12 protein-coding genes and 6 pseudogenes are annotated in these 20220 nt (G+C 68.0%); 10 read left to right on the top strand and 8 right to left on the bottom strand.

Annotated features, from left to right (window positions below; translation table 11 throughout):
• Positions 1 to 91: 91 nt before the first annotated feature.
• Together OG906_RS40765 and OG906_RS40760 are read right to left on the bottom strand one after the other, a co-directional pair.
• The gene (locus tag OG906_RS40765) at positions 92 to 292 is read right to left on the bottom strand and encodes a hypothetical protein (protein ID WP_329449150.1); all 201 of its coding nucleotides are present in this window, start codon (positions 290 to 292) and stop codon (positions 92 to 94) included.
• A gap of 8 nt (positions 293 to 300) precedes the next feature.
• Positions 301 to 1391: pseudogene (locus tag OG906_RS40760) on the bottom strand (IS630 family transposase).
• A 9-nt stretch (positions 1392 to 1400) separates the two neighbouring features.
• Here OG906_RS40760 and OG906_RS40755 point away from each other — a divergent pair.
• Positions 1401 to 1909: pseudogene (locus OG906_RS40755) on the top strand (ATP-binding protein); the annotation flags it as partial.
• A 26-nt stretch (positions 1910 to 1935) separates the two neighbouring features.
• Here OG906_RS40755 and OG906_RS40750 read toward each other — a convergent pair.
• On the bottom strand, positions 1936 to 3234 hold the full coding sequence (locus OG906_RS40750; RefSeq protein WP_443067514.1) for an IS256 family transposase: 1299 nt from the start codon (positions 3232 to 3234) through the stop codon (positions 1936 to 1938).
• Positions 3235 to 3429: 195 nt separating this feature from the next.
• Here OG906_RS40750 and OG906_RS40745 point away from each other — a divergent pair, with 195 nt between their 5' ends.
• Positions 3430 to 4179 (top strand): transposase family protein, encoded by a 750-nt coding sequence (locus OG906_RS40745; RefSeq protein ID WP_329449152.1) that lies wholly within the window; start codon positions 3430 to 3432, stop codon positions 4177 to 4179.
• A gap of 107 nt (positions 4180 to 4286) precedes the next feature.
• A pseudogene (locus OG906_RS40740) lies at positions 4287 to 5492 on the top strand (IS701 family transposase).
• A gap of 447 nt (positions 5493 to 5939) precedes the next feature.
• Here the strand turns inward: OG906_RS40740 and OG906_RS40735 are convergent.
• Positions 5940 to 6642 (bottom strand): annotated as a pseudogene (locus OG906_RS40735) (IS5 family transposase); the annotation flags it as partial.
• A 201-nt stretch (positions 6643 to 6843) separates the two neighbouring features.
• Positions 6844 to 7416, bottom strand: coding sequence for a TetR family transcriptional regulator (locus OG906_RS40730; protein WP_329449153.1), 573 nt, complete (start codon positions 7414 to 7416; stop codon positions 6844 to 6846).
• 409 nt (positions 7417 to 7825) lie between these two features.
• Between OG906_RS40730 and OG906_RS40725 the strand changes: the two genes are divergently transcribed.
• Positions 7826 to 8710 carry an alcohol dehydrogenase catalytic domain-containing protein gene (locus tag OG906_RS40725; RefSeq protein ID WP_329449154.1) on the top strand — a complete coding sequence of 295 codons (885 nt, stop codon included), beginning with the start codon at positions 7826 to 7828 and terminating at the stop codon, positions 8708 to 8710.
• 12 nt (positions 8711 to 8722) lie between these two features.
• Here the strand turns inward: OG906_RS40725 and OG906_RS40720 are convergent, their stop codons facing one another.
• Positions 8723 to 9640 (bottom strand): recombinase family protein, encoded by a 918-nt coding sequence (locus OG906_RS40720; protein ID WP_329449155.1) that lies wholly within the window; start codon positions 9638 to 9640, stop codon positions 8723 to 8725.
• Between the two features lie 407 nt (positions 9641 to 10047).
• On the opposite strand from OG906_RS40720, the gene OG906_RS40715 reads away from it, so the two are divergent.
• Together OG906_RS40715 and OG906_RS40710 are read left to right on the top strand one after the other, a co-directional pair.
• Entirely contained in the window at positions 10048 to 11181 is a 1134-nt protein-coding gene (locus tag OG906_RS40715; RefSeq protein WP_329449156.1) for a polyprenyl synthetase family protein, read from the top strand.
• Positions 11178 to 12377: a terpene synthase family protein gene (locus tag OG906_RS40710; protein ID WP_329449157.1), complete on the top strand. Its 1200-nt coding sequence runs from the start codon at positions 11178 to 11180 to the stop codon at positions 12375 to 12377. Before OG906_RS40715 ends, OG906_RS40710 begins: the two co-directional genes overlap by 4 nt.
• 172 nt (positions 12378 to 12549) lie before the next feature.
• On the opposite strand, the gene OG906_RS40705 is transcribed toward OG906_RS40710, so the two are convergent.
• The gene (locus OG906_RS40705; protein WP_329449158.1) at positions 12550 to 15678 is read right to left on the bottom strand and encodes a Tn3 family transposase; all 3129 of its coding nucleotides are present in this window, start codon (positions 15676 to 15678) and stop codon (positions 12550 to 12552) included.
• 133 nt (positions 15679 to 15811) lie between these two features.
• Between OG906_RS40705 and OG906_RS40700 the strand changes: the two are divergent.
• The 3 genes and pseudogenes from OG906_RS40700 to OG906_RS40685 all read left to right on the top strand — a co-directional run.
• Positions 15812 to 15991, top strand: a pseudogene (locus OG906_RS40700) (zinc-binding dehydrogenase); the annotation flags it as partial.
• A 125-nt stretch (positions 15992 to 16116) separates the two neighbouring features.
• Positions 16117 to 17553, top strand: a complete 1437-nt coding sequence (locus tag OG906_RS40695) for an aldehyde dehydrogenase family protein (protein ID WP_329449207.1) — start codon at positions 16117 to 16119, stop codon at positions 17551 to 17553.
• A gap of 197 nt (positions 17554 to 17750) precedes the next feature.
• Positions 17751 to 18910: pseudogene (locus OG906_RS40685) on the top strand (low temperature requirement protein A).
• Positions 18911 to 19293: 383 nt separating this feature from the next.
• Here the strand turns inward: OG906_RS40685 and OG906_RS40680 are convergent.
• Entirely contained in the window at positions 19294 to 19689 is a 396-nt protein-coding gene (locus tag OG906_RS40680; protein ID WP_329449206.1) for a hypothetical protein, read from the bottom strand.
• 51 nt (positions 19690 to 19740) lie between these two features.
• On the opposite strand from OG906_RS40680, the gene OG906_RS40675 reads away from it, so the two are divergent.
• Complete coding sequence (locus OG906_RS40675) at positions 19741 to 20124, top strand: Scr1 family TA system antitoxin-like transcriptional regulator (RefSeq protein WP_329449205.1); 384 nt, start codon at positions 19741 to 19743, stop codon at positions 20122 to 20124.
• Positions 20125 to 20220 lie beyond the last annotated feature (96 nt).

Here is a 20220-nt window from a genome sequence, read left to right as displayed (position 1 = left end):
CCACCAGGAAAGCTAGCAGGCGATACCGGCCGCTAGCAGACTGCTACATTCGAAGTATCCCCACGCCGCGGGGGCCGGTGCGCGCCGCTGCTCACTGCCGGTGTCCCTCCGAGCTTGGGTGAGGGCAGCAGCGCGCCGCCATGCTGCTCGCGATCCAGCTACCGATGCCCGCCGCGATGATGCCCGCAGCCGGGATCTGGGACCCGGTGGCGACGAGCGTGCAGCACAGGGCACCGCTGAGCAGACCGGCGGTGGAGGCGAGCTCGGCCTCCTGGACGCCGCGATGCAGCACCTGCTCGACTAGTCTTCTGAGTCAGGAATTCTGTTCAGATAGCTGGCGAGGCGTTCGAGGATCTCGTCTGCGGTCTTGGTCCAGACGTAGGGCTTGGGGTCGGTGTTCCATGTGGCGATCCAGGTTCGGATGTCCTTCTCCAGGGCCTGGACGGATCTGTGGACGCCTCGCCGTATCTGCTTGTTTGTCAGCTCGGCGAACCATCGCTCCACCAGGTTGAGCCAGGACGCTCCGGTGGTGTGAAGTGCCGGTGGAACCGGGGGTGTGCCAGGAGCCAGGTTTTGATGGCAGGGGTCTTGTGGGTGGCGTAGTTGTCCAGCACCAGGTGGATTTCGAGGCCGGCCGGGACTTCCTTGTCGAGCTTGATGAGGAACTTCTTGAACTCCTCGGCCCGGTGGCGCCGATGCAGGGAACCGATCACCTTGCCGGTGGCCACCTCCAGAGCAGCGAACAGAGTGGTGGTGCCGGCCCGGACGTAGTCGTGGGTGGTCCGCTGCGGAACTCCGGGCATCATCGGCAGCACCGGCTGTGAGCGATCCAGGGCTTGGATCTGCGACTTTTCGTCGACATAGAACACCAGAGCCCGCTCCGGCGGGTCCAGATAGAGACCGACTACATCGTGGACCTTGTCGACGAAGTACGGGTCTGTCGACAGTTTGAACGACTCCGAGCGGTGCGGCTGCAGGCCGAACGCCCGCCAGATCCGCGACACGGTCGACTGCGACAGGCCCAGCTCCTTCGCCATCGAACGCGTCGACCAGTGGGTCGCGTTCTTCGGGGTGGACTCCAGCGTCCTGGAAACCAGCGCGGCCACCTGTTCGTCCGTCACCGTCCGCGGGCCGCCCGGACGCGGCATGTCACCCAGACCGGCGATCCGATACCGCACGAACCGCGCACGCCAGCGGCCCACCGCATGGGGAGTCGAGCCGAGTCGAGCCGCCACGTCTTTGTTCGAAGCGCCTTCGGCGCAGGCCAGGATGATCCGACATCTCAGGGCCCACGCCTGCGGCGTGGAACGGCGCCGCACCCACCCCTCGAGTGCGGCCCGCTCCTCGTCCGACAACGTCAACTCGGCCTTCGGCCGCCCCGTCCGCGCCATACCGCAGCGTTGACCGATGTAATCCCCACCGCGAAGGCCCAGAGGTGGGACCCCGCGGAAGTCGTACGCGTCCTGCTTTCCGAAGAGGCCGCCGGCCGCGACCGCGCGAATCTGCACACCCGCCGCAAGCGGGCCGGGTTCCCCGCGGGCAAGACCTTCGGCGACTGGGACGAGCAAGCGTCCTCCATACTCCGCGCCACCCAGGACTCCATCAAGACCCTCTAATGGGTCCAATGCAGGGAGAATCTCTGCGTGGTCGGGCCCTCGGGAACCGGGAAAAGCCACGGGTGCGAGGTCCTGGGACAGGCCGCCGTCGAGGCCGGGATGGCCGTCGCCTGGTTCTCCATCGAAGACCTCGGCGCCCTCGTCGCCACCGGGCCGACGATTCCATCGCCAAGGCCCTGACCCGGGTGATCCGATCCGACCTGATCATCGTCGACGACATCGGCCTGCTGCCCGTCAGCCCCGACGCCGCCGAGGGCTTCTACCGCCTGGTCGACGCGGGTCTGTCCAGTAGACGGTGTAACCGTGGTCGGTTTGTAGGTCAGATTCGGTTGTTGGTGAGGCGTCCGTCGAAGGCAATGTCGAAGGCCTGGAGGGCTCGCTTCCAGCGGGTGGTCCAGCGTTTGCGGCCGGCGCCTGTCGGGTCGAGGGACATCACCGCGAGGTAGACGCACTTCATGGCCGCGTTCTCCGAGGGGAAGTGGCCGCGGGCCCGGACCGCCCGGCGGATGCGGGCGTTGACAGACTCGATCGCGTTCGTGGTGCAGACGATCCGGCGGATCTCTGCGTCGAACTGCAGGAACGGGACGAACTCGGCCCAGGCGTTCTCCCACAACCGGACGATCGCCGGGTACTTTTGGCCCCATTCCTCGCAGAATTCCAGGAATCGGCTGGTGGCAGCGTCCTCGGTCGGAGCGGTGTAGACGGGCTTGAGTGCTTTGGCGATCTTGTCCCAGTCCTGGCGGCCGGCATAACGGAACGAGGCCCGCAGCAGGTGAACGACGCAGGTCTGGACGACGGTCTGGGGCCAGACCTCGCCGACCGCGTCGGGCAGGCCCTTCAAGCCGTCACAGACCAGCATCAGGACGTCCTCAACGCCGCGGTTCTTCAGCTCGGTCAGGACCCGGAGCCAGTGCTTGGCGCCTTCCCCGCCTTCGCCGCCGGCCCACAGTCCGAGGATGTCGCGGTGGCCTTCGGCCGTGACCGCGAGGGCCACGTAGATGGGGCGGTTGGCGACCCGGCCGTCGCGGATCTTCACGTTGATGCAGTCGATGAACACGACCGGATAGACACGATCGAGCGGGCGGGCCTGCCACTCGGCCATGCCCTCCATCACCGAATCGGTGATCGTCGAGATCGTCTGCTTGGAAACCTCGGCTCCGTAGACCTCCGCCAGATGGGCTGAGATCTCGCCATGGGTCAGGCCCTTCGCCGACAGTGACAGGACCATCTCGTCGACGCCGGTCAGCCGGCGCTGACGCTTCTTGACGATCTGCGGCTCGAACGCTCCCTCGCGGTCCCGCGGCACCTCGATCTCCACCGGGCCGACGTCCGTGACGACGGTCTTGGAGCGTTTCCCGTTCCTTGAGTTGCCGCCGTTCTTGCCCGCGGGATCGTGCCGGTCATAGCCGAGATGGTCCGTCATCTCGCCCTCGAGAGCGGACTCCAGCAGCCGCTTCGTCAGCTGCTGGAGCAGCCCACCCTCGCCCGTCAGCTGCAGGCCCTCGGCCTGAGCCCGGGCCACGAGCTCGTTCAGGAACCGGTCATCGACAGCCGCCGCCGGGGCCCCAGCCTCAGGCGCTATAGCTATGTTCTCGCTGGTCACAGGTGCAATCCTCATGATCGGAGTTACACCGTTCCTTTTACAGGCCCCGTCGCTGCTCATCTGCTGCCAGAGTGGGCTGGCTATTGATTCCCAATGAGCTTCTTCGAGTTGGCCACCGATCGGGTGACAGGCAGGGGCTCGTAACGGACAAGGCTCCCGGACGGTTGAGCGAGATGTCTCACGTCTCAACTCGTTCATCAGGGAGCCTTGTTGGTTACCTATCCTGCCGCACTGGGCCTTCCGCATGCCCTCGTGGAGTGGGTCACGATGCTGATCGTCACCCGTGAGGGTGACCGCCGGTGCAAGCTGCCGGCCTCTCAGCGGGCCCTGATCGCACTCGTATACCTGCGCAAGCACGACACCCTCGCCCAGATCGCCGCCGGATTCCGGATCAGCGAGAGCACCGCCCACGCCTATGTGCACAGCGTGATCACACACCTCGCCGCCCGCGCGCCCTCACTCATCCGCGCACTGCGGCGGGCACGCCCCGAGTACGTCCTCGTGGACGGCACGCTCGCCGAGTGCGACCGCGTCGGCAACGGCCAGGACGACTATTCAGGCAAGCACCGCAAGCACGGCGTGAACATCCAGGCGGTCACCGGCCCGGCCGGTGAGCTCCTCTGGTACTCACCTGCCCTGCCGGGACGGACCGCGGACATCACCGCCGCCCGCACCCACAGCATCGTCACCATCTGTGACCGGCTGAAGATCCCCGCCCTCGCGGACAAGGCATACCAGGGCGCCGGCGGAACCTTCGCGACACCCGTCAAGAAGCACCGAAGCCGTGAGCTCACCGTCAAGGAGAAGGCCGTCAACCGGACACACGCCCGACTCCGCTCACCCGTTGAACGAGCCTTCGCCCGCCTCAAGGCCTGGCGGATCTTCCGCAGGGCCCGCGTCAGCCCCAACACGCTCACGTCAATGACCAAGGCCGTCCTCACCCTGGAGAAGCAACGCTGAAGAAGCTCAATGAAGTTATCAAGCCGGTACTACAGGAGTGCTTCCGTGTCTGTTGGTGGGGGGGGAGTCGTTGTTCTGTCTGTGGAGACGTTGCGTGATGTGGAGCGGTGGGCGGAGTGGTTCGAGGATTTCTTCGGCACGCTCGGGGGTTTGTTCGGCCGGAAGGACCTGCGCGGGAACGCGTGTGTGCGTATGTGAAGGCGTTGCTGGGGCCGGTGGAGCGGGAGAATTCCTGGCAGATCGCCGTGCATGCGGGGTATGTGACGCCGGACCGGGTGAAGGACCTGCTGCGGCGGACGAGGTGGAGCTGGAGCGGGTTGCGGGACGGGGTGCGTGCCTTCGTGGTGGAACACCTCGGTGATCCGGGGGCGGTGCTGGTCCTGGACGAGACCGCGTTCCTGAAGAAGGGGACGAAGTCGGCGGGTGTCGCGAGGCAGTACGCGGGGATCACCGGGCAGGTGGAGAACTGCCAGGTCGCGGTGTTCGCCGTGTATGTCACCTCGGCCGGGCGGGCGTTGATCGACTTCGCGCTCTACCTGGGCAAGACGTGGGCCGGGGATGCGGAGCGGTGCCGGGAGGCCGGAGTGCCGGCCGATCGGGCGTAGGCCGTGGTCACCAAGGCAGAACTGGGCCGGCGTCTGGTGGAGCGCACCCGCTGCGCGGGAGTGCCGTTCGCGTGGGTGGCCGCCGACAGCCTCTACGGGCGGGACCGCGGCCTGCGGTCGGCCCTCGAGCGCCGCGGCAAGGGCTATGTGATGGCGGTGCCCTGTGATGAGACCGTCCTCACGACGGGGACCGGGCTGGTGCGGGTCGATGCCCTGGCCGTGAGCGTACCGCTGGTGTTCGAGCGGCGTTCGTGCGGAAGCGGGTCGAGGGGCGAGCGGTACTACGACTGGGCGCTGGCCGAGGTGGCGTGGCCGTCGGATGCCGGGCCGGCCCGTAAGGGGTGGCAGCACCTGCTGCGGGTGCGGCGTTCGATCGTCGACCCGTCCGACCTCGCCTTCTTCGCCGTCCACGCCCGCGAGAGCACCACCTTGTCCACGCTCGTGAACGTCGCCGGGATGCGCTGGGGCGTGGAGGACTGCTTCGAGACCGCCAAGTCCGACTGCGGCCTGGACCAGTACGAGGTCCGCCACTGGGAGCCCTGGCACCGCCACATCGCCCTGGCCATGGCCGCGTTCGCTTTCCTCTCGGTCACCGCCACCCGCACCGCCCGGCTCAAGCAGGCCGACGAACCCTCCACTACGGACATGTCCGACCAACCCGCCATAACCTGGCCACCGCTGAACCTCCCCGTCCTGCCCTCCGGCTGATCGACTACACCGCCGAGGAGATCCGCCGACTCCTGCACCAGACCCTCTGGCACGTCCAGCACGACCCCCTCCTCATCGCCGCCCAATCCCTATGGCGCCGAACCCACCAGACCATCGCAAAACGGCTCCACCACGCGAGACGCAGACAACGAGCCCCCGAACCACTCCTGTAGTACAGGGCAGAGTACGGCGCCGGTTTCAGAAGTCTTTCCGGCGGATGGGAGCTTGCATCTTCTGGAGATTGGGCTTCAAGCAATCCAGTCTTCGCCATATCGCGCGGGCCGCCCAGTACACCGTCTCTGACAACTGGGCCCGGTTACTGGTTTCCTGACATGCTGTTGTCCCCTTCACCTTTCGGATCCAGGTAAGTCATTCGGCCCAAAAACCTCCTTCCGAGTTCCTCCCGGCTCAGCCGGGGATACAAACAGGGCGCCTCGTGGCGCACAAGGTCCGCTCTACGACCCATCGGGTCTTGCCCAAGCCGGAGCCATGCTGGGCACCACGGCGGGCGATCTTCGGGGTTATCCCTCGGCGCCGGAGGAGTCGGCGGTACTTGTCGAAGTCGTAGCCGCGGTCGGCGTACAGGCGTCGTGAGCGATTTCGTGGGCGGCCACGCAGGCCACGCAGGCCACGCAGGCCACGAATCCGCGGGATGGCATCGACGAGCGGCATGAGCTGGGTGACATCGTGCCGGTTGCCGCCGGTCAGTGACACTGCGAGCGGTGTGCCGTGCCGGTCGACGATGACGTGATGCTTGCTGCCGGGGCGGCCTCGATCAACCGGAGATGGTCCAGTGTGAGCGCCTCCTTTGAGGGCGCGGATGTGTGAGCCGTCGATGGCACAGTCGTCCATCTCCAGCAGCCTGGCCGTCCGTAGTTCGGTGAGGATCGCGGCGTGCAGTCGTGGCCAGACGCCGGCTTCGGTCCAGTTCCCGTAGGCGGCGCCAGACCGTGACTCCCGAGCAACCCACATCTTGGCGTGGCACGTCGCGCCAGGTCACACCTGTGCGCAGGACGAATATGATGCCGCCCAACGCGATGCGGTCGCATGTTCGGTGTCGTCCTGCGTATCGATGCCGCCGCTGAGGGTGAGGCGGCAGCATCGGGGCAATGCGGTCCCACAGGTCACCGGGCACAAGATGGCTGATCATGTCCGGAAGAGTGGAAAAAGATCCCCGTTGAGGTGGGGTCCATTGAGGCGGCAAGCCCGGTGAGCCAGACCAGGCAGCTGCGCTCAGCGTTGACTGGTGAGCTTGCCTGCTGAGCTGTCACGAGTTCCCTGCGGCCGGCTGGCGGTGATCGGGTGTGATCTGTGCGGGGTGACCCCCCGTTTCCGTCGGCGGAAACGGGGGTCAGGAGGCAACGAAGGCTTGCACGGCGGCGGTCATCGCGGCGCGGTGATGGCGCAGTCGCTCAGGGGACCAGGGGGCTTCGGGAGCCAGTGATTGCAGGGCGGGTGAGGCGCCGGCCCAGGCTGTGGTCAACCCGAGGACGAGGGCGAGGACGTCCGTGGGGGCGATTTCTTTGGTGACGGAGTTGCTGTGCTGGGCGGAGACGATGGCATCGATCTTGGGGCGGTAGGCGTCCACCTCGGCTGCCGTGGGTTCGGGCCGTTCCAACCGAGCCCAGCCTGTCAGGCGTAGTACCTGGGGGTGTTCCAGCAGGTAGTCGAACAGGTCGCCCGCGTAGCGGGAGAGGTCGTCGGCGTCGAAGGGGACGGCCTCTGCGAGGTCGGCCAGGCTCTTGGCGACCACGATGTCGAAGAGGTCGGCCTTGTTGCCGAAGTGGACGTAGATCAGACGCTTGTTGACCTGCGCAATTTCGCCGATGCGTTCCACGCGGGCGCCGGCAAGCCCGTACTGGGCGAACTCGCTGTAGGCGGCGTCCAGCAGGCGTCTCTTCGTAGCGGTGGCGTCGGGCGGCATAGGGGAAGGATAGTGCCCCCACACGGGCGTAACTACACAGTTACTGATAATGCCGTCCGCCCGCTGCGGAGCTGCCGACGCAAAGCGGCCAAACCGGGTACGCGCCGCTCATAGGCCTGGCGTTTTGCCGATCCGGCTGACATGCGGGGTGCTCGATGGGCCGACACACTGGACATCGCGGACGCCAGAGGAGCCTCGCGGCGCCACCGATGGCGCACTTCGCGTTACCGCCCGTACCTCGAGGCGTGAGCATCAAGAGGGTAACTACCTGGTTATTGATAATTTATCCTGACCGGGGCTACGGTGTACCTACCTAGGTGGTTACCTCGGAAGGGTTGCTTGGTTCGCTCTTGCGCGAGCGATCCCGCCGACGCTGCCCACCGCAGACGCATCGAAGCAAGGAGCAGTCATGAAGGCAGTTGTGATGACCGGCGCGAACAAGCCGTGGGAGGTCCAGGAGGTCCCGACCCCGACGGCGGAGCCGGGGCAGGTGCTGGTGAAGGTTCACGCGTCGGGCATGTGCTTCACCGATGTCTGGTCCACGCAGGGCTACGGCGGGGACCTCTACCCCCAGACGCCGGGCCATGAGGTGGTCGGTGAGGTCGTCGAGGTGGGCGCCGGGGTGCACACGCGCCAGGTCGGCGACCGGGTTGGTACCACCTGGGTGCAGTCCGCCTGTGGCCGATGTGCCTACTGTCGCGAGAACCGGCCGCTGACCGGGCAGACCGCGATGAACTGCGTCGCGCCCCGCACCAGTGGGTTCTCCGCGCAGGGTGGGCACGCGGAGTACATCGCCATCGCGGCCGAGGGGACGGTGCTGCTGCCGGACGGCCTGTCGTACACCGATGCCGCGCCCATGATGTGCGCCGGTTACACCACCTGGAGCGGTCTGCGGGACGCGTCCCCGCAGCCGCACGAGAAGGTCGCCGTTCTGGGCATCGGCGGACTGGGCCATGTGGCCCTGCAGCTGTCCAAGGCGTGCGGATTCGAGACCATCGCGATCACCCACTCCCCGGACAAGCATGACCTGGCCACCCAGCTGGGCGCCGACCACGTTGTCGCCAACGGCAAGGAACTCCTCGAGCTCGGCGGCGCGGACATCCTGCTGGTCACCACCAACGCCTTCGGCGCGGCCGAGGAGGCCATGACGGGCCTGCGCGTCTCCGGCCGCGTGATCCTGTGCGGGCTGGACTTCAGCCAGCCGTTCTCCATCTCCTCCGAGGGCGTGCCGTTCCACATGATGCGCCAGCAGGTCATCGGCCTCGGGGAACATCGGTACAGCGGTTATCGGTGAGAACGATCATGGTCAGGGCGCGAGTGCGCTGACCCTGTTCTCGTACTCTCGGCGGGCCTTGCGCTGGGCCGGCACTGTGGGAAGGCCCTGACCGCCGTCGAGCGGCTGACAGAGGGCGAGAAGCTGGCGGTGTACGGCGGGGACGGCGCTGACGCGCAGGGTGTAGCCCTGGCCGCGCCGCACGGTGACGCCCTGGTCGAGCGCGGCGCGCTCGGCGGGCTCCAGCTCGGCCGAGCGGAGGAAGTCGGCGACCTTGCCCGGCATGTCGAGGACGACCGGCAGCTCCGGGGCCGGGATGTCCGGGTCGCCGGCCGTGTGCTCGGGCAGGAGATCGGCGACGGCCGTGCGGATCGCGCCGCGGCTGACGCCGTGGTCGCGCGCGAGGGCGGCGATGGACCGGCCCTCCAGGTACGCGGTGCGGACGGTTTCGGTCTTCGCGGCCGCCACGGCGGGACGGCGTCCGCCCTTGCTGCCCCTGGCCTCGGCGGCGCGCAGTCCGTCGTAGGTCAGCTCGCGTTGGAGGTCGCGTTGGAGCTCGCCGGCGGCGGCGAGGGTCTGCACCATGAACTTCACGGTGGACAGCAGCTCGCCAGTGCGCGGGTGGCGGGCGGTGAGGTCCATCGCGGAGAACGCGCCGTCGTGGATGCGCAGCGCGAGGCGGTCGCGGTGGAGGACGTCGAGCACGTCGAGGATGTGGCCGGTGCCGCGTACGAGGCGGAACATCTCGGAGATGTGCACGGTGTCGCCGGGCCGCGCGTAGGTGAGTAGTTCGCCGAACTGCGGGCGCTGGAGGGCGTGGAGGCGGCTGGAGGTTCCCGGGTCCTCCTCGAAGACGACCGGGTCCTCGATGCCGGCCTCGTCCAGGACGAGGTCCTGGCGGGCGGTGGACTGTTGGTCGGTCGAGACCCGCTTGTAGACCAGGTTTGCCACTGCGGGCCCCTTCCGTACGGAGGAATGGACCCTATCTGTCGTCAAACCCTGTCAGCAATCATCATCGGATCTGATTGGATTCGGGCCGCCGCGAACCCCGGATTGCACGGGTTGATTGGACGCATCGGCTCCCTGTCGTCAAACGATCGTTTGCCGACAGATCGGTCCCGGCTGTGCGCCCGGCGCGGGCGGGGTGGATTGCGCGCCCCCGGCCCGCGCGGCGGCACCGCTCCTGATGGGGCCGGATGGCGTGCGCCACCGCGCACTCCGCAGGACGTATACGCGTCAATCGTGGCTGGTGTGCGCCTTTGCGGGCTCGGTCAACCGGGGGATGCTGGGGTGCGTTGCTGGGCGCCCTCCAACTGGCCGAGACCATGAATCGGGCCGCTACGGAAGGGTGAACCGTCGTGAGCACTTTGCCCACTGCCACGCCGCACGATCCGGCTCCGTCCTCACCGCCTGCTCCCGCACACGGCCGGCTGGACCTGCCATGGGTGCACCGTGAGCTCACCGCCGTGCTGAACGCCTTCATCGACGGCAAGACCAGCGAGGCCCGCCGCCAGGGTTTGCCGGTCGACATCCCCACCGTCCTGGGCAAGTTCTTGGCCTCCGGCGGCAAGCGGATTCGCCCCACGATGTGCGTGCTCGGCTGGCACGCAGCCGGCGGCACCGACAGCGTGCAGCCGGCAGTCAGAGCGGGTGCGTCCCTGGAGATGTTCCACGCCTTCTGTCTGATCCACGACGACGTGATGGACCACTCCGCCACGCGCCGCGGCCAGCCCACCGTGCACCGGGCCCTGGCCACCCACCACCACCACGGCCGTACCGTCGCGGCGGCCGATGCACTCGGCGAGTCAGCCGCCATTCTGGCCGGAGACCTCGCCCTGATCTGGTCGGACGAACTCCTGTACGGCCCGGACAGCGAACTGAGCCCAGCCCACCGAGAATGCGTACGACCCCTGGTCAACGTGATGCGCAGCGAGGTCATGTACGGCCAGTATCTGGACCTCACCGCCACCGGCCGCCCCACCACCGACGTCGAGCGGGCGCTGGCCATCGCGCGCTACAAGACCGCCAAGTACACCATCGAACGGCCCCTTCACATCGGCGCCGCCCTCGCCGGGGCTGGGAGGGAGATGCTGGATGCGCTCAGCGCCTATGCCCTGCCCCTGGGGGAGGCGTTCCAGCTCCGCGACGACATCCTCGGAACCTTCGGCGATCCTGCCGAAACCGGCAAACCCCGCCTGGACGACCTGCGCCAAGGAAAGCACACGGTCCTGCTCGCCCTCGCCCTCCAGCGTGCTGATTCCGCCGAGTGCGAGGCCCTCCACGCGCTGGTTGGTGATCCCCGTCTCGACGAGGACGCCGCTGCCCGCATTCGCCACATCATCACCGCCACCGGCGCCCGCGCCGCGGTCGAGGACATGATCCGTGTGCGTCGTGAGCAGGCCGGACGGGCACTGCTGACAGTGCCTGTCGCTCCAGCCGTCGAACAGAGCCTGCAAGAGTTCGCCGACGCCGTCACTGGGAGGACCACGTGAATGCCCGCTTGGCGCCGCTGTCACAGATTCCCCAAGGAAGCAAGGAAGGCAATGGGCCGGCCTTTTTTGACGGAGAACTGACGCCCGGCACTCCGATCGCCCTGCACTTCGATGCCGGCACGGTCGCGATGAACGGACAGGAAGCCGTCCTGGACTACACGGCCGTGTGCGCGACCTATTTCGGTGAATCAGCTATGCCGCACCCAGCCGCTGTGGAAGAGCTCGTTTCCGCCTGCCAGGCCGAAATGCAGGTTTTCTCCCCTGAAGACGATCGCTACGTGGCGGCAGCCAGCCGTATGGGTGCCGCATGGACGGCCTATGCCTTTCCTGACGTCTCCCCGACGTCCCCCCTGATGGCCACCACGGCACTGCTCAACACCGGACTGTTCATGCACGACGACGGAGTCGATCCCGATCCCCGCGCAGCCCCCGAATCAGTCTTTGAGCGTCTCCGCAGCCTGGAGGAAATCGATCAGGTCATCCTGGACATGTTCCGCGACGACCGGCCCCCTGACCCCGTGAGCACCGCCAGGCCCTACCCCCACGGGGCCGCCCTTCTCGGATGCCTGCGCGAAGCCGCCGTCCGCTACGCCGCGCACATGCCGGGCTGGCAGTCCCGCAAACAGGTCTTCGTCGAATCCCTCAAGGAATATCTCGACGCAGGTGAATGGGCACTGCGCGAGTACGCAGAAACACGCGTGTGGCCCCCGGACGTCAACACCTTCCTTTTCCAGCGAGAATTCGAAGGGGCCGGGAATCTCGCGTACGAACAAGCCGCGCTCCTCAACGCCGTCGACCTCCCGCCCAGCCTCCAAAACCTCCTGGAAATCAAGCGTTTCCGTCAGGCAGCCACATACGCCGTTCTGCTCGGACATGATGTGATGGGATTGGCCAAGGACATCAGAAACGGCAACCCCAGCAACCTCGTCATGGTCCTGCACCAAGAAGGCAGCCTCACGTTGCAGGAAGCCTGCGACAAGGTGATGGCCATGCAGCACCACGAGGCTATGGAGACCATGCGCCTGGCGAAAGCACTGTGCCGCCGCCATCCCGACCTCACCGGCTACACCCGAGCGGTAAGACTAACCGTCGAAGGAACCTTCCGCGCATACGCCTTCGCTGCCCGCTACGGACCGCACGGCCTGCGGATCCGCGGCATCCGCACCAGCCCGGCCGGACATACACATGCGCTATGAGCGGGTCTGCGCATCACTGGCCGCGCCCGCCGCTCCGATCGCTGGGTTCACGGTCGCGTCCATGCCCCGGCACTCATCTCCCGCGAGGTTGCCACCGGCCACGCCGTGGCGGCCGCGAAGCGGCTGACCAGGGCAAGGATCGCGAGCTCATCACCGACGTGGTCAGCCGCCCTTAGTCCTGTTCGTCCCCGTCCTCGTCCAGCTCCGGCGCGTCCGGGTCGCGCAGCGGGCGCAGGGCACCGGCGGCCGGCGTCGAGGCGGTGAAGCTGTAGCGGCCGAGCAGGTTCAGGTTCTTGTGCTTGAGCGGAGAGAGCCGGGCGATGTCCTCGTCCCGGATCTCGTGGCCCTCGGCGCGGAGCTGGCTGACGGCGGCGTCGAGGTACTTCGTTGTCCAGAGCACGATGGCGTTGAGGACCAGGCCGAGCGCGCCGAGCTGGTCCTCCATGCCGTCGCGGTACGCCTGGTGGATGGTGCCGCGCTTGCCGTGGCACACGTCGCGGGCGAGCTTGTGGCGGGACTCCTGCACGGTGAGCTGCCGGTTCATCTGGCGGCGGTAGGTGTCGTCGACCGGGTCGACCACGCGCAGCAGGTGCTCGGTCTTGGCGATCCGCCCGTACTCCGCGAACGCCGCCCCGAGCGGGGTCGGGCGACCGTCTCGGCCGAACATGCGCAGCAGGTCGTAGGCGCGGACCTGGTTGGTGACCAGGGAGCCGGCGACCTTGAGCATGTCCGGCCAGTGCGTGATCACCTTGTTCAGGTTTACGCGGTTGCGGGCCAGATCCTCCAGCGCGCCGTACGTTCCGGTCTCGACCCCGGGCATCGTGGCCCGCCAGAACCGCTGATCGTCCAGGTCGCGGAACCGGGGGCTGAAGTTGTAGCCGAGGATCTTGAACAGGCCGAACACCATGTCGGAGTACGAGGCGTTGTCGGTGGCCACCATCTCCGGCTTCACGCCGCCGTCCAGGTTCAGCAGCGCGTCCAGGATGTGCAGGGAGTCGCGCGGGGTGCCAGGCACCACCATCTGCCCGATGCCCGCGACCTGGTCGTTGACGGCGTTGAGCCAGGTGATGCCCCGCTTGAACCCGAAGTACTTTGGCGACGGAGCGGCGCTGATGGTGCGGACGGGGACGACGAACCGCAGCCCGTCCACCGAGGCGAGCAGGCCCTCGCCCCAGAACTTCACGATGGGCACCTCGGCCTGGGCCGCGATGAGCCGTGCGTTCGCGGCGGCGATGGTGTCGGCGCGCAGGTAGTACTGGTCGACGTGCACGAGCCGGGCCCGAGTCAGGGCCTCATGGGCGGGGTTGACCACCGGGGCCAGGCCGATGTTGCACGCCTCCGACACCAGCAACGCGACCACCGAAGTGGGCAGGTTCTTCATCCGGGTCGTGCCGTCCCCGAGGTGCACGAACGTGTCGAGGAACCCGGTCCAGGCGTTCACCTCGAACAGCAGGTCCGGCAGGTCGATCTTCGGGAGCATCCTCTCGACGCGCCCCCGCAACCAGGTCAGGGACTTCGGCTCGCCGAGCGCCCCGAGCCCCGCGACGTTCAGCTTCACCCGCCCGTCGTCCTGCACCTCGATGGAGACCTTCGCCGCCGGCCCCGCCTCTTCCAGACGTTCGGCGAGCTGCTTCCACCCGGCGTCCAGGCCCCGCACCAGCTCCGCCAGGTGCTCGGTCACGGGCATGTCCAGGCTCAGCCCGGCCAGCACGTCCTCCTCGACCGCGTCCCAGTCGGGCCCGTCCAGTAGGCGGGCCCGCGGGTTGGACCAGCGGTGCGACGGGGCGGCGAACACGTCGCGGCTGTTCAGGGCCCGGTGCAGCTGCTCCAGCACGCACACCACGTACGCGTCCCGGTCCACCGCACCCTGCGGCAGATCAGGGTTGGCGTACACCGCCTTGCGCCACGCCGGCGGCACGAGCTTGTCGTCCACCTCCCGCGGCAGCAGCGGCTTGACCCCCACCTTCCGCCGGGCCAGCGCCGGAAGGCCGCGCACCCCGGCCAGGACCCGCTTGCCGGCGCTCGCCGCGTCCAGCGCCTTCGACTCGCCCAGCAACGCGAGGAACGGGCGCACCGTGGCGTACCGGTTCGCCAGCGCGGCCCGCATGGCAACCTCGGCCGAGTCCTCGTCCTCGGGCACCAGCGAGACCACGGTCGCGGCCGCCGTCATCACGGCGGCGCGCGGCGCGACCTCCTCCACCGCCGCCCACAGCGCCGCGACGTCCAGGTCCGCTGCCTGCTCCTCGACCAGCTCCAGTTCCTCGAACACCACCTTCGCCGCCCGCGCGAGCACCCGTGACGCCTTCTCCAGCTGCGGCAGTGTCGACAGCCGCTCCTTCTCCGTCTTGCGTTTCGCGGTGCTCAGCAGCCGGGTGGCCATCAGGACCTGGAACAGGTCCAGGGCCTCGTCGATGGCCTTCGCCTCCAGGTGCCGCATCACCGCGGTAAGCATCGCCGTGCGCTTCGGATCCGCCGCCCGTTCCAGCAGCGGAGCCTTCGACCCCAGCGCGTACCGGGCCAGCGTCGCCATGCGGTTCGGCGGGATCTGCGACAGCTTCAGCCGCCCGAGCTGGAACGCACTGATCTCGTCCACCCGCTCCAGCGCGCGGGCGAACGCCGTACCCGTCGTCCGCGTCGGCGGCCGGCGCAGCCGCTCCAGCTCCGAGAACCGGGCGCCCTCCGGCGTCTTCAGCGTCGCCACCAGATCCCCGGGCAGCGCCGGGTCCGCGCGGCGGGCGGCGCCCGCGACCGTGGCGTGCAGCCGCTTCTCCGCGACCTTCCGCGCCTCCGACACCTGCCGGGCCAGCACGGACACCCCGGGCAGCAGGACCCGGTGACGGCGCAGCCAGCCCACCGCGTGGTCGAACAGCGCCTTCGGGCCTTCGGCGTGCGTCCATGCCCGCCCGTGCAGGAAGGTACGGAACCGCCGGCCCCACTCGGCGTCCTCGTAGGGGTGGTAGCCGTAGGCGCCCCGGATCTCCCACGCGTGGTCGTACAGAGTCTGACGCCGCTCGGTGTACCGCTTCACGCACGAGGGGTCCTCGATGCCGAGCTGCGCGGCCAGGTGCTCGACCACCGGCCATGGCACCGCAAGCGGGTCCTCCAGGAACAGACCCACGTACCTCACTGTGCACATCTGGAGCGCGAACCCAAGCTGGTGGTGCTTCGTACGCCGCAGGGCGATCAGGTCCCGGTCCACGTCGTCCAGGAAGAAGAACCGCTCCAGCTCGGGCCTCGTCGGCTCCTCGGCGAACGTCCCGTACGCCTCGGCCTGCTCATCACTCAGAAATTCCACCGGCACGAGCCGGACCGTAGCCAGCCCCGGAGCAGGCCCGGAGACGTTTCACCGAACCCCAGCAGCGAAGTGGATCACTGTGCTAGAGGGCCATGATCGTTCTCACCGATATCCGCTGTACCGATGTTCCCCGAGGCCGGTCATCGGCTCCACCCACGGTGGCCAGCACTACCTCAGCGAGGTCCTCGACCTCGCCGCGAAGGGCAAGGTCAAGCCGATCACCGAGACCTTCCCGCTCGACCGGGCCACCGAGGCCTACGACCGCCTGGCCTCCGGGAAGATGCGCTTCCGCGGCGTGTTCACCCCCGCGCAGAGCTGACCGGCAGCGCCACCAGCAACCCAGGTGGTCCGATGTTCCTCACGTCGCGGACCACTCGCCGGACGGCGGCCCGCCGCCGTCCGGCATCCCGCCCCCTTCCCTCAAACGGAGCAAGGCAGGCTGCCATGCGTGAGTTTCACAACCTGTACATCGACGGCAGCTGGACGGCGCCGGCCGAGCCCGCCGTCCTGGAGCTGACCGACCCCGCCACCGGACGGCCCAGCGGCCGGGCCGCCCTCGGCGGTGCCACCGACGTCGACCGGGCGGTCACGGCCGCCAGGAACGCTTTCGCCTCGTTCTCCATCACCACTGCCGCCGAGCGAGTGGACCTCCTGGAAGCCATCGGCGCCGAATACGCCCGTCGTGCCGAGGACATGGCTCAGGCCGTCACCGAGGAGCTGGGCTCCCCCCTGGACCTCTCCCGCAGCTTGCACGTGCCCTCCGGCCAGAGCCAGTTCCACAACGCCGCACGGGCCCTGCGGAACCTGGACCTCGTCGAAAAGCGCGGAAGCACGTGGGTGCGGCGCGAGCCGATCGGCGTGTGCGCGCTGATCACTCCGTGGAACTATCCCGCCCTCCAGCCCGCCGGGAAGGTCGCCTCCGCGCTCGCCGCCGGCTGCACCGTCGTGCTCAAACCGGCTCAGCTGACCCCGTACTCGGCCGTCGTGCTGGCGGAGATCCTGGAAGCGGCCGGGGTTCCCGCCGGCGTGTTCAACCTCGTCCTGGGCCGCGGCTCGGTCATCGGAGATGCCCTGAACCAGCACCCGGAGGTCGACATGATCTCCTTCACCGGTTCCGGACCGGTCGCGGTCGGCGTGCTCGCCGCCGCGGCGCCCACGGCCAAACGGGTCGTCACCGAACTCGGCGGCAAATCCCCACAGATCGTGCTCCCCGACGCCGACTTGGACACCGCCGTGAACACCGCCGTGCTGTACGCGCTCTTGAACAGCGGACAGACCTGCGGCGCAGCCTCCCGCACCCTGGTTCCGCGTGAACGACAGGACGAATTCCTGGCCGCCCTCACCCCGGCAGTCGAGGCGCTTAAGGTCGGTGACCCGCACTCGCAGGGCACCTCCATGGGCCCGGTCGTCTCCGCCGGCCAGTGGGACACCGTCCAGGGATACATCCGCAAAGGCATCGAGGAAGGCGCCCGACTCGTCACCGGCGGCCCCGGCAAGCCCGACCTGCCCGACACTCTCAAGGACGGGCACTTCGTCAGACCCACCGTCTTCGCCGACGTCACCAACGACATGACCATCGCCCGCGAGGAGATCTTCGGCCCGGTCATGTCCGTGATCGCCTACGAGAGCATCGAAGACGCCATCACCATCGCCAACGACTCGCCCTACGGCCTGTGCGGATACGTCACAAGCGGCGACCCGCAGCAGGCTCTCGCTGTCGCCGAACGGATGCGCACCGGCTACGTCTTGATCAACGACGCTGACTTCGACTTCAACACGTCCTGGGGCGGCTACAAGCAGTCCGGCAACGGCCGCGAGTGGGCGGACTTCGGCATCGGCGAGTACTTGGAGACCAAGTCCATCGTCGGCGTCCACGCCTGACCACGCATCCGGTGAGCCGCCTCCTCCCTGTGAGGCCGTGGGCTGGCATCCCTTCCCCCTCTTCTTGCGTGGGCGATGCTCCAGGTAAAAGCACCGCGTGTGCGCCACAATCACGCGAGCCGGATTTCCCCCGCCGCTGTGCATACTCCGTCCGGCCCGGGCCGGACAGCGATCCCAAGGACAAGAGACCACCACTGATGAGTCCGCGCACATCTCGCCCACTCAGGCTGCGTACCCGAGCGGCAACCGGCCAGGTGACGACGATCGAGCTGTTCCTCGACCTCGTCTTCGTCTTCGTGATCACCCAGGTCACCCACCACATCGAATCCCATCCCGGATGGGAGGGCCTCCTGCACGCCCTGCTGGCCCTAACCGTGGTGTGGTGGATGTTCCTCGGCTTCAGCTGGCTCACCAACGCGGTCCGCCCCGACGCAACCGTCATCCGGCTCCTGCTGGTACTGGCCATGATGGCGTTCTTCATCATGGGCCTCGACCTGCCCTTCGCCTTCGACACCGACGGTCTGGCCTTCCCGCTCGCCTACCTGGCCGCCGTCGCCATCCACTGCCTGCTATTCCTGACCGCCGACCGGGCATCCGCCAGAACCGCCATCATCCGCACCGTGCCCTTCAACGCCGGCGCCGGAGTGCTCATCCTCATCGCCCCTACCTTCCCCAGACCCTCACCTGGCTGTGCTGGGCCGCCGCAGTCCTGCTCCTCTTCGTCCTCTCGCCCATGCTTGGGGGCATCCGGGGCTTCGTCATCGAACCGCACCACTTCGTCGAACGGCACGGACTCATCGTCATCCTCGTGCTCGGCGAATCCATCATCGCCATCGGCATCGGCGCCCAAGGAGCCGCGGTAGGCCCCACGCTGGCTCTCGGCGTCGTCCTAGGCATCGCCGTCGCCGCCGGCCTCTGGTGGATCTACTTCGAGGGCGACGACACCCGGGCCGCAACCGCCCTGGAAGGCGCACCCGAACGCCGCCGCGAACTCCTGGCCGTCTACCCCTTCGGCCTCGGCCACCTCGTCATGGTCATCGGCATCGTCCTCGTCGCCGCCGGCACTACCGACGCCGTCCACCACTTCAACCACCACACCAACTCCTGGTGGCTCGGCTGCGGTACCGCGATCTTCCTCCTCGGTCACGCCGCCTACCGTGCCCTGCTCGGCACCGGCCGCACCACCGAACGCCTCATCGGAGCCGCCGTCGCCGTACCCCTGGGCTGGGCCACCAGCTTCGCCGGCTGGGCCACAACCGCCGCCATGGCCCTCCTCCTGTCAGCCATCGCCACAGCCGACCACTTCCACATGCAGCCCGGCACACACAGCCAGCGCGTCGAGCAGGATGACGAGTAGCCACGGAGGCCAACTGCCATCTGCACGCGTCTCTCCGATCCACTCGTAGACGACCCTGCCTGTCGGCGCCAGTCGCTGTCGGCGGATACGCGATGACCGCAGTGCTCGGCGTCGCGTCCGCCTGAGCCACCGCGGTCTGGTCTGGTAGGTCGGCCGCCTGGACCGCCCTGCCCAGCCCCCGAACTCATTCTGAAACGATCAGTAAGTCGGTGGTGGTGGATTCACGCGGTGTGGTGGCAGGCACAGGGGCCCACCGTCCGGTCAGGGGACGGACTCGGTGAACTTCCGTACGGTGCAGGCTCGTTTGCCTGCGGGTAAGAGGCCGTGGCCAGATTGGCCGGCCGGTGTGTCCGTCCCCGGCTGCTCGACCTGTCCAGGGTTGTTCAGCCGGGGACGGTGCCCAATCCGGTGCTGCCCTTTGGGCGCCGGGCCGGGATTCTGGCCGGTGACAGCGCGGGCCGTGCGGCGCCGCGCGGCCACCGGAGTTCAAGAGACGGGATGGGCGCGGGAACCACAGCGGCAGAACCGCACATGTGCGGATCGCGCCGACGGTCCGGAGGTGGCGCTGGGTGCCGTGTCAGGTCATAGGCGTAGCTCTTCGCGGTCGGCGGACGGTTGTCATCCAGGGTCAGGCCGCGAAGGTACGGAACGACGGGGGCAACGACGGTCTCGTCAGGGCCGACGACGGCGTACCAGGGGATGGTGTCCAGCTCGATCACTGAACCGACGCGTGGCACGTCGGCCCGGCCCTCGATCAGCTGGTGGCGCAGGTCTAACAACAGAGCTTCCTTCGAGGCGGGGATCGACTCGCTCCATGAACGGAGGCACTGGTGCAATTAACACACCAACTGCGCCACCTGCTCGACATGGCCGAGCTGCGCAACATCACGATCCAGGTGATGCCGATACTCGCCAACCCGCATCCCGGGATGGTGGGCCCGTTCCACATCGTCCGGTTCCCCCGCCCATGGCCCACCGTGGTCAGCGTGGAGACCATCCTCGGCGGAACCTTCGCGCTGCCTGCAGCCCAGCAGATTCAGCGCGAGCCGAGGCTAAACCAAAGCCGTTTCCCGCAGCCGTCGGTACTGAACCGCCAGGACCAGCTCAACGCTTCGACAATCCCAAAACCTCGACCCTTTTCCTTCTCTTCGAATCCCATGCCGCTGCGTTTCAAGGGCGGGAGGTCCGGTCGCTCATCCGGACGGCGCAGATGAGGTGGCCGGCCTCCTCGTCATGGCGTGCCAGGAGGCGTAGCTGGGCCGGCCGTGGCTGTCGGGCCGGATCGGTTGAACCCGTTGCCTCGTCGCCGC

The sequence above is a fragment of the Streptomyces sp. NBC_01426 genome, assembly GCF_036231985.1.
Taxonomy (GTDB): Bacteria; Actinomycetota; Actinomycetes; order Streptomycetales; family Streptomycetaceae; genus Streptomyces.
This window is presented reverse-complemented; position numbering and strand designations above follow the sequence as displayed.